Genomic DNA, 12821 nt, shown 5'->3' with positions numbered 1-12821 from the left:
ACTAGAAATCTTTAACACTCAGCAATTCTTTCCTAATAAATTATACAACAAAAAAAGAAGGTGAAGCCACTTATGCTTCACCTCCCATGTCTTAATCCAGATAATCCTTGAGCTTCTTGCTTCTTGAAGGATGCCTGAGCTTTCTCAGCGCTTTGGCTTCAATCTGCCTTATTCTTTCCCTGGTTACATTGAACTCCTTGCCCACTTCCTCCAGAGTCCTCGCCCTTCCGTCATCAAGACCGAACCTGAGCCTCAGGACCTTCTCTTCCCTTGGAGTGAGTGTATCAAGGACACTTATAAGCTGTTCCTTGAGCATGGTGAATGCCGCTGCTTCTGCAGGTGCAAGAGCATCATCATCAGGTATGAAGTCACCAAGATGGCTGTCCTCTTCCTCACCGATAGGAGTCTCGAGGGATACAGGTTCCTGGGCGATCTTCATTATCTCCCTGACCTTTTCCGGAGGCATTTCCATCTGCTCTGCTATCTCTTCAGGCTGCGGAGCCCTTCCGAGTTCCTGAAGCAGCTGTCTTTCTATCCTTATGAGCTTGTTTATGGTCTCAACCATATGTACAGGAATCCTGATGGTCCTTGCCTGGTCGGCAATCGCCCTGGTTATCGCCTGTCTTATCCACCAGGTCGCATAGGTAGAGAACTTGAAGCCCTTGGTGAAGTCGAATTTCTCGACAGCCTTGATAAGACCCAGGTTTCCTTCCTGGATGAGGTCAAGGAAAAGCATTCCTCTTCCAACATATCTCTTCGCGATCGATACGACAAGTCTTAGATTTGCTTCTGCAAGCTGTTTCTTTGCCTGTTCGTCACCCTGCTCTATCCTCTTCGCAAGCTCGACTTCCTGCTCTGATGACAGAAGCGGAACTTTTCCGATTTCCTTAAGGTACATCCTCACTGGATCATCGATGGCAATTCCTTCAGGGATGGTAAGGTCTACCTCTGTCTCTTCAGCATCTGCATCTGAGATGTCACCCATGATCTCAATGCTGAATCCTTCCAGTGTCTCATAGATCTTGTCAATCTGCTCTGGGTTCAGGTCGATCTCCTGAAGCTCATCAAGAACTTCCTTCTCAGTCAGAGTACCTGACTTCCTTCCTCTTTCGATCAGCCTTCTGACTATCACAAGCTGGCTTTCCCTCTCGGTAAGCTTTGGCTGAACCGCCTTATCCTCAGTGTTTTCACCTGACTCGATGCTCATCTCAAGAGATGTACCCTGTTCATCCTTGTTTTCCTCATTGGGGGCCTTTGCTGCCCTGGTGGATTTTGACGATTTTACTGTCCTTGTTGGTTTTTTCTTATCTGATTCTGCCATACCGCTACCTCCCTGAAGCCTTCTGCAACTCTATCAGCTCTTTTGCGAGTTCCAGCGACTCCTTCAATAATCCTTTCTCTTCAAGTTCCTTGATCTTCTTTTGCATTGCCCTTTTCTTCGATTCAATTTCGTAATGTCTTATTGTCTTAAGGTAATCCTCGGCGAGAATATCTTTGTCAATATCCGAAGGCACCTCAATCTGACTTTTTATAATAGCCCATTCCTTGCTTGATTCCACATCCGTACAGCCTGATTCGACATGATTCCATATTGCTTCCCTTGGCCCATCGTAGCCTTCCAGAAGAGACCAGATGCGCTTGTGGCTCGGAAGCACCATATCACTTTCAGTCAGCCTTTCACGGAGCACCAGGTCCCCTTCGGCAAGCAGCCTCAGAAGATTCCTTTCAGCCTTGACATGGGCCTGTTCTATGAACGATTGAATTTCATGTCCTGTTTCAGGCTCCTGCTGTTCCCTTCCTTTGCCGCCCTTAAGCATGTCCATAAGTGCATTCTCCGATATACCGGAATCTTCACTTACCTTTCTGATATATACATCCTTCTCAATTGGGTCGAGCTCCTTAAGAATTTCCGTAGCTCTTCTTGCGTATGCGATCCTGTCCTCTTCCTGCGACATGCTGAGATTGCCTTTTGCATTCTCAAGCCTGTAATCTATAAGCGGCAGCGCAGAAGAAGCTATGTTCCTGAATCCTTCTTCGCCATGCTTCCTGACGTAATCATCAGGGTCCTTTCCGTCAGGTACCTTTATGACCTTGACATCAAAGCCCTCTTCCCTCAAAATCTCAAGTCCCCTGAGGGTTGCTGCCTGACCAGCTGTGTCGGCATCATAGGAGATCAGTATCTCCTCACAGTATCTCCTCAGAAGCCTTGCCTGAACCTTAGTAAGTGCAGTCCCGAGTGATGCCACCACATTGGTTATTCCTGCCTGGTGAAGGCTTATGAGGTCCATATAGCCTTCCACGATAATGTATTGCCTTTCCTTGCCGGCCTTCAGTGCGAAATTGAGTCCGTACAGGTTAGTTCCTTTATGGAATATGGGGGTCTCCGGCGAATTCAGGTACTTTGGTTTGGAATCATCAAGCACCCTTCCACCGAAGCCAATGACTCTTCCCCTTGCATCGAATACAGGGAACATAAGTCTGTTCCTGAAGCGGTCATAGACCCTTCCCTCCTTGCTCTTCAGTGCAAGTCCGTTTTCAATGATGTGATCCTGCTTGAAGTTCATGGCCTTCAGGTATTTCAGGAGCGAGTCCCAGGAATTCTCTGAGTAGCCGAGCCCGAAATGCCTTATGGTCTTTTCTGATATCCCTCTTCTGTAAAGATACTCCCTGACGTTCTTGTTCAGTGTAAGGTTCCTGAAAAAGTATCTTGCAGCCTCAGTGTTCATCTTGTAGAAGACTTCTTTCTTCTCCGTCTCGTTCTTTCTGCCTTCGTCCTCGCCGATGTCTATGTTCGCGCGGTCTGCGAGGTATTTCAAGGCCTCCTGGAAGGGAAGGTTCCTTGTCTTCATTACAAATGTTATTACGTTTCCGCCCTCTCCGCAGCCAAAGCACTTATAGAACTGCTTGTCTGAGGAAACATTGAATGACGGGGTCTTCTCATTGTGGAACGGACAGAGTCCTGTCCAGCTCCTGCCAGCTCGCTTGAGCTTGACCCTTTCTGAGATGACATCAACTATGTCGTTGGATTCTTTTACTTTTTCTATGATATCCTCTGAAAATGCCACTGGTTTTACCACCTCAAAAAGTCGTACCAAAATTGAATTATATCATACCTGCTAGAAGAATACAAACTTTGGAACATATATCCTGTTGAATGTAGCTATTGCATAGTCATCGGTCATGCCCGCAAGAAAATCAGCAACAGCTCTCGTCACTCCCTCTTCTTCAGCTATCTTCCTGTAAAGCTCCGGCATATCCTCCACCTTTCCCTCAAAATGATCGAAAAGCCTGTGCAGTACGAACTTAGCCTTGTCCCTTTCAGCCCTCAGCTGTTGTCCGGTATATATGTCGCGGAACATGAAGTCTCTAAGACCAGTCATGGCCTTGTTGACCTCACCTGAAAGGGATACCTTCCTGACTCCATCTGAAAGGTTCATCCTTGTCGTTTCAACTATGTCCCTCACAAGAGTGTCTATTCTCCTTGAATGTGTCTCTCCCAGAACATCCGTGAACTCTCCCGGAATCATATCGGTACTGAGGATCCCTGCCCTTATGGAATCGTCGATGTCATGGTTGACGTATGCTATCTTGTCCGAATACCTCGCAATCTGACCCTCTATTGTCGAGGCTGAGTCCACCGCATCGGAGAATCCGCTGTGGTGAAGCACTCCATCAAGCACCTCCCAGGTCAGGTTAAGCCCTTCGCCATCCTTTTCAAGCTTTTTGAGCACCCTTATCGACTGCTCATTGTGCCTGAATGCACCAAGCCTTTCCTCCAGCACCTCTTCTCCATTATGGGCGAATGCCACATGCCCTATGTCATGTCCAAGTGTTATCGCCTCAATAAGGTCTTCATTGACCGACAAACCCCTGCCGATGGTCCTTGCTATCTGCGAGACCTCAAGTGTATGCGTGAGCCTGGTCCTGTAATGGTCTCCGGAGGTCCTGATGTATACCTGGGTCTTGTGTTTCAGCCTTCTGAAGGATTTTGAGTGGATTATCCTGTCCCGGTCGTGCATGAAGCATGTCCTGTAGGTATCCGGCTCCTCAAATCTCTCCCGCCCTCTCGAGTCCCTTGAAAAAAAGGCTTCCCTTATGAATACCTTGTCTTCGTTTGACTCGATCATTTCCCTGATGTTCATGGAAAACACCTCCGTATTATTGATTATTCCACACATATTCAGTTAATCCTTTATTTGCAGCCCCAAATATTCAAATGTTGTCAGGAATTGTGTATATAGTACAGAATTCTCTGCTATAGGCACATAACAACGGGTCCTAAAGCATTGTGCTTAATTCGGAACAAAAAAAACAGCTCCGGCACGACTTATCGTTCCGGAGACTGACATCTTCACACTACAAATTCTTTGATATGAATATAATGGCTGCCAGAGCCAATATGGTCACAGCCAAAATCATCCTGATCCTTCTTATCTTTCCAGGATCAAGCGGCTTGTACGAATAGCCCTCAAGTTCGCCATGGCAGAACGGGCATTCCGTCATGTGGTCGAGAACGTCCTTGCCGCAATGCGGACACCTGACCATGTGCCTCTTGAATTTTGACATATCCCTGTCACTCATCTTATTACCTGAACCAGATCAAGATTGAGAACAATATGAACAGGAAGAATGCCAGTATGAAAACAAGAGCGATCGCAAGGCCAGCAAGTGTAGCGTACTTCATCATGCGAAAGGTTTCCCCTGGATCTGCGGGAGAACCGTCACCCACAAAAACATCCTGCTTGCTTTTTTTCTTCTCATACCATGGAGCACCCTCGAAATTCATATCGGCAATAACCCTGCCGTCATCCTCGAACGATCTGTCCTTCTTCATTTATTCTCTCCTGTATATAGGTGGCAGGCAACATGGTGACCCTTCTCGACCATCAGCATCTCCGGAGATACGGTCTTGCACACCTCCATGCAGTATCTGCACCTGGTATGGAACTTGCAGCCCGATGGCGGATTTGCAGGAGAAGGTATGCTGCCCTCAAGAATTATCCTCTCAGTCTTCACATCAGGGTCCGGAATCGGAATAGCACTGAAGAGCGCTGAGGTGTAAGGGTGCAGCGGATTCTTGAAAATCGATTCCTTGTCAGCATACTCTACAAGGTTTCCAAGATACATTACTCCCACAGTGTCAGAAATATGCTCGACAACCGAAAGGTCGTGGGATATGAACAGGTAGGTCAGCTTATACTTGTCCTGAAGGTCGTTCAGAAGGTTTATGATCTGCGCCTGAATCGAAACATCCAGTGCCGATACCGGCTCATCGCATACTATGAACTCAGGGTTCAAAGCAAGTGCTCTTGCAATACATATCCTCTGTCTCTGTCCGCCTGAAAATTCATGGGGATACCTGTCCTTGTGGTATACCTGGAGGCCACAGTCGAGCATTATCTGTGAAATGTAGTCATCGAACTGGTCTTCAGGAACAAGCTTCTTCTCCCTTACAGCTTCGCCGATGATCTCACCGACAGGCATCCTGGGAGAAAGGCTCGAATAGGGGTCCTGGAATATAATCTGGATCCTTGGTCTGAGTGCCCTCAGGTCCTTCTTGCTCAGGGCATGGATATCTATCCCCTCGAACTTGACCGAACCGCTGGTTATTTCATTAAGTCTCAGGATCGTCTTTCCTATTGTCGTCTTGCCGCAGCCGGATTCTCCCACCAGCCCCATCGTTGTTCCACGCTTTATGCTGAAGCTGACATCATCAACTGCCTTTACGTATCCCTTGACCTTCGAGAACATTCCACCGGAGATCGGAAAGTACTTCTTAAGGTTCCTGACTTCTATTAGGATGTCTTCATCCGTCTCTTCCATATTATTCCTGATAGCTTCAGACATCTTGACCCTCCTTCCCGTCCATGTAATGGTAGCATGCTACCTTGTGAGTATCTGAGATCGCAAAAGTCGGAGGATATGCTCCGTTACATGCGCCAAATGCTCTGCTGCACCTGTCCTTGAAATAGCAGTAGTTAGGCATGTTAACTGGATTAGGGACTGAGCCGGGAATGCTGTAGAGCCTCTCCACTCTCCTGTTGCTGCTCGGTTTGCTCGCCATGAGCCCTACAGTATATGGGTGAAGGGGGTTGTGGAAAATTTCATCTGCAGTGCCTTTCTCGACGACCCTTCCTGCGTACATGACCACTACATAGTCAGCCATCTCGGCTATTACTCCAAGGTCATGGGTAATGAGCATTATGCTGCTGTTTATCTTGTCCTTGAGCTGCCTCAGGAGGTCCATGATCTGCGCCTGTATGGTCACATCAAGGGCTGTAGTAGGTTCATCAGCAATGATGAGCTTGGGTGTGCAGGCAAGTGCCATGGCTATCATAGCCCTCTGTCTCATTCCACCGGAAAGCTCGTGGGGATACATCTCGTAGACACCGTCGGAGTTGGCGATTCCTACCATCTTTATCATCTCGATGGTCCTTGCCTTAACCTCCTCATTGGTCATCCCTTCATTGTGAAGCTCGATTACCTCATCAATCTGCATTCCTACCTTGAATACAGGATTGAGGCTTGTCATAGGCTCCTGGAATATCATCGAGATTTCGTTGCCTCTGATCTTCTGCATGTGCTCTGTAGGGGTTTTTGCAATATCGTAGGCGAAGTCATCAGTGCTGAACCTTATCTCACCCTTTACTACCTGCCCCTGTGGTCTCTGGACCAGCTGCATTATCGAAAGGGCTGTGACGGACTTTCCGCACCCTGACTCGCCGACAACACCAACCGTCTTACCTTTTGGCACCTCAAAGGACACACCGTCAACTGCCTTCACAGTCCCGATATCCGTAAAGAAGTATGTGTTGAGGTCATCTATCTCAAGAACATTCTCAGGATTCTTCATCTTTGTCTTATATTCAGATTCAGGAACATCCTTACGGTTTCTGAGCCTTTCGAATTCGTCAGTCACCTTGCGGTTCTCCTTGGAGATCTTCCGGAGCTCCTTTGCCGATATGTAGTTGATGTTCTTAATTGCTGCATTCTTATTGCCTTTTTTAAGAAGCTTGTTGAAAAAGCCTTTTTTATCTTCCATTGTCTACCTACCGTTTCATCTTTGGGTCGAAGGCATCACGAAGCCCGTCGCCCACGAAATTGAATCCCAGAACAGTCAGGAGTATGAGTGTTCCTGCAGGAATCCAGACGAACCAGAAGTTCGTCATCTCATATGCCGTAGATACGCCGCTTATTATATTTCCCCATGAAGCCAGAGGGAACTTAACACCGAGTCCTAGGAAGCTAAGCGTTGATTCATAGAGTATGACTCCGCCAAGTCCCATTGTTGCGAATACTATAAGCTGTGGAATTACATTCGGCACAAGGTGCTTGAATATTCTTCTTGAAACTGATATACCCGTAGCCTCAGCAGCCAGCATGAATTCCTGTTCCCTTAGGGACAGTATCTGGCCTCTTACCATACGTGCTATACCAGGCCAGCTCATTACTCCAAGAATGAACATAAGGTAGTATATCCTGAGCTGAGGGTCCACCTCAAGCGTATCCATTACTGATCCCAGTATTATAAGGAGCGGCATGAATGGTATGCAGTTGAATACGTCGACAATACGCATGATGAGCATGTCGACCCACTTGCCGAAGTACCCCGCAAGTCCGCCCATGATGACTCCAAGTATGGACTCAAGGAGCACAACTATGAACCCTATTGTGAGGGATATCCTTCCTCCGTACATTAGCCTCGTTATGACATCCATTCCATGCTTGTCTGTACCAAGCCAATGAGTCGCCGACGGGGCTTCGTGTATTGATATCAGGTGTGTCAGAGTATCCGCCTTGACTGTATATACGTTATTGAGTCTAGATACCAGATATTCCACATCAGCGCCTGTATCATCCTTGAAAACGAAGGTTGTCTTGCCTTCAGTTATTGTGTCGCTAAGCAGCCTCTTGAAATCAAGGCTAAGGAAAATGTCTGGAGATTTTGGCTGTATCGCAAGCTTTGAGAAAAGCGCATACTCTTCCCTTCCTGCCGCTGTCCTGAGATAAATCACAGCTCTGCTGTCCTCTTCCTCTATCTCAAATTCCTGTCCGCCAACAGTAAAAGTGCTGGTTGTATCATCTGACACCGCCTTTTCAACAGAATATGCAAACTCATAGCTTACCTTAGCTGATTGGACTGCAGGGTCGATGATGAACTTGGATTCGATGGCGGCATCCCCTGATTTGCCAAGGATATACTCTCTTCCACTCTGGACGATCGTATAGAGGTCTCCTTCCGAGTTGAACTGGGTCACTCCCCCATTGATCGCCTCTGTAGCAGCTGCCTTGACCGCATCGGACAATATCGCACCATCAACCGGATTTATCGCAACGACTCCTCTGAAGTTGGTTATTTTGGCAACCGGATCAGATGTGACTATCCTGTAGAACTCATTACCCTCCTGAACAATATGGTACTCCATATCACCTGAGGTAAATGTGGTCTTTCCACTGTTTCTGGCAAGTATGAACTTCGAGTGGGCTACCCCGCTGTAATTCATGCCGTCTGCTACTGTATACCTGTATTCATCGTTGTACGTGATGCTTGCATATTCCTTGGACATCAGTCCTACATGCTTGAAGACCTCGGTTTCACCATAGGGAGAAAGGAGACCTCCAAGGAAGGAGAAGAGGAACATGAATGCGATTATGACAAAGCCTATTATTGCCAGCCTGTTCCTCAGGAACCTCTTGATCACAAGCATTCCGGGAGACAGTACCTTTACCCTCTGTTCATCACCAAGCTCATGCGAAGAGCTGAGATGCTCTTTAAGGGCTTCTTCACTCTCGTCGTGGTCTTCGAACTGGTCTATATTTTTCATCTTATTTTCAGGCATAGCTTACCTCCACCTCCATCAACTGATCCTGACACGCGGATCCACAACAGCGTACAGGATGTCCGCTATCAACGTTCCCAGCAAAGTAAGCACGGCCATGAACACCATGTAGAACATGGTGAATGGAATGTCGCCGCTTACCATGGCGGTGTATGCAGTGTACCCGATGCCCGGTATCTGGAACAGGGTTTCTGTGATAAGCGCTCCTGCAAACAAGCCAGGGAGAGAACCACCAAGTATGGTGACTATGGGAATGAGCGTATTCCTGAAGGCATGGAAATTGATGACCCTCTTCTCAGAAAGACCCTTTGCCCTTGCAGTTCGTATGAAATCAGAGTTCAGTACCTCCAGCATGTTCGTCCTTGTATACCTCATCAGGCTACCAATGCCGATTATGGTAAGTGTCATTATCGGAAGCACGAAATGCCTTGCGACATCGAAGAACTGACCGAATGCATCGAGCTGCATGTAGTTCCTGCCAACCTTTCCGTACAGGTCGAACCAGCCGAGCCATACTGAAAAAATCAGCTTCAATATTGTAGCGAAGAAGAACGTGGGCAGGGAAATTCCAAGAAGGGCTACTACTGTGATAGTATAGTCCGCCCTGCTGTATTGTTTCCTGGCAGCAAGTATTCCAAGTGGTATTGCAACAATTACCTGAAGCACGAATGCTATTGATCCCAGTATGAAGGAGTCCCATATGACAGAAGCGAACTTCTGCGTGACCGGGACATTGAATGCCCATGAATCGCCGAAATTTCCTCTTATGGCATTCGACAGCCACTTGAAGAACCCAGGTACGATTCCCACATCCAGACCGTAGGCCTCCTGAAGCTGCTTCAGCCAGTCAGTGTAGCTCTTTGCACCTGGTCTCATGGACAGCATCCTTGCCTGTGCTTCCACGTAAGACGTAGGGATGCTTCTCATTATTGCGTATATTATCATCGATACGAAAAACAGCAGTATCGCCGATATCAAAAGTCTTTTCAGAACGTATTTTCGCATTTTACCCCTCTTTTTTATACCTAAAGTGCGGCCTAAGTCTCAAACAGGCCAACACATCCGTTTTGGCATAAGAGTCTTTAGATGAGATGAGCCCACATAAGTGGGCTCACGCATCCTTTGGCCAGATTGTTATTTCATTTGAAGAAGTTCGAGGTCATTCATCCAACCCCAGTAAGTTGTTATGTCTGGAGTAACAGTCTCCATATTGATTCTTTCAGGGCTGAATATAACAAGGTTCTGCCTCTGGTAGTTCGGGACTTCAACGCCCCAGTCAAGTATTATGTCAAGAGCAGTCTTGTATGTTGCTTTTCTGAAGGCCTGGTCAGCACTCTGCCTTGCCTCGATTATAAGCTCATCAAGCTCTGGGTCAGCTATGTTGTAGCTGTTGCTGTCAGTTCCGCCTAGGCCCTTGCCGTTCTTGCTGAAATATACCTGGTACATGTCAGGGTCGATTGTCGATCCCCAGGCAGCTGTCCACATCTCATGCGTATTCGCATCAAGAGTATCCCAGAGCACATTAGCATCAGCCGGGTCATTGATAGTGAGTGTTATGCCTATCTTCTCAAGTGCAGCCTTGGTATCAGCGAGTATCGCGAATGCAGGATGCTCTCCTGTTCCGTCTCCAGGTACTATGACTTCATATTCAAGGCTTGCACCTTCAGGTGCTGCTGTGAACTTTCCGCTTGCATCGTTATATGTGTAGCCTGCTGCCTTGAAGAAGCCCTTGGCTGCTTCAAGTGCCGCAGCATACTTTGCGTCTGCGACCATGTTCTCAGTATATATGTCCTTTCCATCAACATCCTTTGAGAATGCTACGGAATAATCAGGGTCAGACTTCTGAGGCGCTGCCCATGATGTGTTTGAAATCGGGTAGTTGATCACTGCCGCTGCGTCTCCATAGTAGCTGTCGATTGCAACATCCCTGTAAACCGCATATACGGTGGCAAAACCCTTTCTGAGGTTCTTGCTGGCTTCCGATCCAGGCTCACCCTTGACATTGACTGTCTTGGAGTTTATGCCTATGTATCCATAGCCAAGGTTGTCGACTGAAACTGCCGCTATCTTGTCTCCAACGACTTCCTTGTTGGAGTTGTAGGACTTGAGCTCATTGAACTTAGCCTTCGATCCTGATGGGTTTCCTGCGTCTATAACTCCAGTTCCAACACCTGCAATCATTTCTCCGTCAGTAGTTTCCTTGAGCTGCAGGAATTTTGTCTTAGGAGCGCCCTTATAGTAGTTCTCGTTCGCTTCGTAGTATACGACCTTATCCTTGTACTCTACGAACTTGTATGGACCTGCACCCATTGGGGTTGTCGTCTTGGATTCAATGGCCTTGAGGTCGCCTCTTGTGAATCCGAACTTGTTGTTGGCGTAGTCATACATTGCTTCGCTTCCGTAGTAATGCATAGGAGCGACCTGAATTCCACATATGCTGTAGACTGCAGGTGCTTCGAAGCCCTTCACCTTTACTTCGACTTCAGTCTGGCTGAGCTTCTTTATTCCTTCTATGTTTGGAACTTCCTTACCGTCGGACTTCGCAAGCTTGTCCTTGAGGACCATGCTGCTTACTTCACCTTCGATATCAGCCGCGAAATACCTTTCGCTTCCGCCATAGTTTGCTCCGAGTGTCTTCCAGTCAGGTCCGTACTGGGCTATGATATCCTCAAGCACCTTCGCCTCGTCGGCTATTGTTGTCGAGTCATATGCCTCGTCTTTTCCATAGAAATATGCGAAAAGGTCCTTCGCAACAGGATATTTGTCAACATATGACTTGTAGTTTGGATCAGTCATTATGCTCTTGACCCAGTCAAGCTCATCTGTAAGGACGCCCTTTACGAAATCGGTCATGAATGCCTTCATTTCGTCTGTAGGGTTCCCGAGTGCCGCTTCAAGCTCTTCAGGAGTAACAGCAAGCTCTTCAGCCTTCGAGTTGTTCTCCCTGTAGTTGACCATTCCAATTATAGGATATGAGTAAATGGTTGATGATCCCGTGTAGGTCGGATCCGACAGGACATAGAAGTTGAATATTATGTCGTCAGCATCCATTACGTGGCCATCACTGAACTTTATGTCGTTCCTGATCTTCATGTAGTAGGTTGTTACATCTGCAGCCTCGTCATAAGTTACCTTAATATCAGCAGGACCTGTGTACTTGTAGTCCTTGCCTTCATAGGCAACGGTTTCGCCTGCAATGGCATTGTAGATTATTCCGCCGACCCTGTCAGTTGTGAGCAGTGTCACCTGAGTGAGGCTCTGTGCGTCCTGGTCATACGCAGTTGTAGCAAAGAACGGGCTGAACTTCTGGCTGAATGCCGCATAGCCCACCACCAGCGGCGTTGTGCTGACAGGAGTTGTCGGTGCTGTAGTTGGAGTTGTCGGTTCCTTAGTGGTACATCCTGCAGCAAGTGAAGCGACGATAGTTAGCGATAGCAGTAATCCCAATACTTTTTTCATGACTTTCCTCCTTTTTGTTTAAGATGCGCACTCTGAGGTACAGCAGTGATGCTTAAGATGATGCATCGGCATATAGGTTTCCAATTCATTCCCATTCATCATCGCCATGACCTGCAGTGTTTTACCAGACTGTGCATCTCTGTACAATCCATAGCAACATTTTAGCATATTTTTGAATTTTAGTAACTACTGGTTTATAGATATTTCATATCTCCATGCTTTTATTGCCAATATGAAAATATTGTATCGAGTATTCTTGAAATATGGAATTTTTCAATCAGATGTCTTGATAAAAAACCACACGAACATTGTAATCGTTTTTTGTGTAATTTGTAACAATAACAAAACTACATGATTTTCGTTTGTAATTGACTCCTTTTATGTAGAACTTTCGACATATTTTGAAACTCAAAGCATTGGACAGCGGCAGATTATCAAGTTGCTCTCCTTCCCAAAACAATGCCCTGTGTTTACAAATGCGTCTGGTGTGGTAGAATCAGGTGTATGAAAAAGGTGGTGTTC

General features: G+C 47.0%; 10 protein-coding genes. All 10 read right to left on the bottom strand.

Features of this window, described 5'->3' with window-relative positions; translation table 11 throughout:
• Positions 1 to 91: 91 nt before the first annotated feature.
• The 10 genes from rpoD to T472_RS12675 all read right to left on the bottom strand — a co-directional run bounded on the left by rpoD (position 92) and on the right by T472_RS12675 (position 12299).
• Complete coding sequence (gene rpoD, locus T472_RS12720) at positions 92 to 1321, bottom strand: RNA polymerase sigma factor RpoD (RefSeq protein ID WP_023386568.1); 1230 nt, start codon at positions 1319 to 1321, stop codon at positions 92 to 94.
• 4 nt (positions 1322 to 1325) lie between these two features.
• A complete protein-coding gene (dnaG, locus tag T472_RS12715) occupies positions 1326 to 3065 on the bottom strand; it encodes a DNA primase (RefSeq protein WP_023386570.1) in 1740 nt (579 codons plus the stop codon).
• A gap of 51 nt (positions 3066 to 3116) precedes the next feature.
• Positions 3117 to 4142, bottom strand: coding sequence for a deoxyguanosinetriphosphate triphosphohydrolase (locus T472_RS12710; RefSeq protein WP_023386573.1), 1026 nt, complete (start codon positions 4140 to 4142; stop codon positions 3117 to 3119).
• Between the two features lie 214 nt (positions 4143 to 4356).
• Positions 4357 to 4566 (bottom strand): hypothetical protein, encoded by a 210-nt coding sequence (locus tag T472_RS12705; protein ID WP_023386575.1) that lies wholly within the window; start codon positions 4564 to 4566, stop codon positions 4357 to 4359.
• A gap of 19 nt (positions 4567 to 4585) precedes the next feature.
• Positions 4586 to 4834, bottom strand: a complete 249-nt coding sequence (locus T472_RS12700) for a hypothetical protein (RefSeq protein ID WP_023386577.1) — start codon at positions 4832 to 4834, stop codon at positions 4586 to 4588.
• Positions 4831 to 5847 carry an ABC transporter ATP-binding protein gene (locus T472_RS12695; protein WP_023863626.1) on the bottom strand — a complete coding sequence of 339 codons (1017 nt, stop codon included), beginning with the start codon at positions 5845 to 5847 and terminating at the stop codon, positions 4831 to 4833. The genes T472_RS12700 and T472_RS12695 overlap by 4 nt, the downstream gene beginning before the upstream one ends.
• Complete coding sequence (locus T472_RS12690) at positions 5840 to 6853, bottom strand: ABC transporter ATP-binding protein (protein WP_341372052.1); 1014 nt, start codon at positions 6851 to 6853, stop codon at positions 5840 to 5842. The genes T472_RS12695 and T472_RS12690 overlap by 8 nt, the downstream gene beginning before the upstream one ends.
• 196 nt (positions 6854 to 7049) lie before the next feature.
• Positions 7050 to 8840 (bottom strand): ABC transporter permease, encoded by a 1791-nt coding sequence (locus T472_RS12685; protein WP_023384140.1) that lies wholly within the window; start codon positions 8838 to 8840, stop codon positions 7050 to 7052.
• Between the two features lie 18 nt (positions 8841 to 8858).
• A complete protein-coding gene (locus T472_RS12680; protein ID WP_023384142.1) occupies positions 8859 to 9845 on the bottom strand; it encodes an ABC transporter permease in 987 nt (328 codons plus the stop codon).
• 129 nt (positions 9846 to 9974) lie between these two features.
• Complete coding sequence (locus T472_RS12675; protein ID WP_023384144.1) at positions 9975 to 12299, bottom strand: ABC transporter substrate-binding protein; 2325 nt, start codon at positions 12297 to 12299, stop codon at positions 9975 to 9977.
• Positions 12300 to 12821: the final 522 nt, after the last annotated feature.

Origin of the sequence: Youngiibacter fragilis 232.1 (assembly GCF_000495435.3) — a bacterium.
Taxonomy (GTDB): domain Bacteria; phylum Bacillota; class Clostridia; order Clostridiales; family Clostridiaceae; genus Youngiibacter; species Youngiibacter fragilis.
The sequence above is the reverse complement of the archived record's forward strand: the minus strand, read 5'-3'. Positions and strand labels throughout refer to the sequence as shown.

What these genes read in the sequence shown, in the direction of transcription:
- rpoD (WP_023386568.1), bottom strand. Translation starts at nt 1,321, where the DNA reads ATGGCAGAATCAGATAAGAAAAAACCAACAAGGACAGTAAAATCGTCA.
- T472_RS12710 (WP_023386573.1), bottom strand. Translation starts at nt 4,142, where the DNA reads ATGAACATCAGGGAAATGATCGAGTCAAACGAAGACAAGGTATTCATA.
- T472_RS12705 (WP_023386575.1), bottom strand. Translation starts at nt 4,566, where the DNA reads ATGTCAAAATTCAAGAGGCACATGGTCAGGTGTCCGCATTGCGGCAAG.
- T472_RS12700 (WP_023386577.1), bottom strand. Translation starts at nt 4,834, where the DNA reads ATGAAGAAGGACAGATCGTTCGAGGATGACGGCAGGGTTATTGCCGAT.
- T472_RS12695 (WP_023863626.1), bottom strand. Translation starts at nt 5,847, where the DNA reads ATGTCTGAAGCTATCAGGAATAATATGGAAGAGACGGATGAAGACATC.
- T472_RS12690 (WP_341372052.1), bottom strand. Translation starts at nt 6,853, where the DNA reads ATGAAGAATCCTGAGAATGTTCTTGAGATAGATGACCTCAACACATAC.
- T472_RS12685 (WP_023384140.1), bottom strand. Translation starts at nt 8,840, where the DNA reads ATGCCTGAAAATAAGATGAAAAATATAGACCAGTTCGAAGACCACGAC.
- T472_RS12680 (WP_023384142.1), bottom strand. Translation starts at nt 9,845, where the DNA reads ATGCGAAAATACGTTCTGAAAAGACTTTTGATATCGGCGATACTGCTG.
- T472_RS12675 (WP_023384144.1), bottom strand. Translation starts at nt 12,299, where the DNA reads ATGAAAAAAGTATTGGGATTACTGCTATCGCTAACTATCGTCGCTTCA.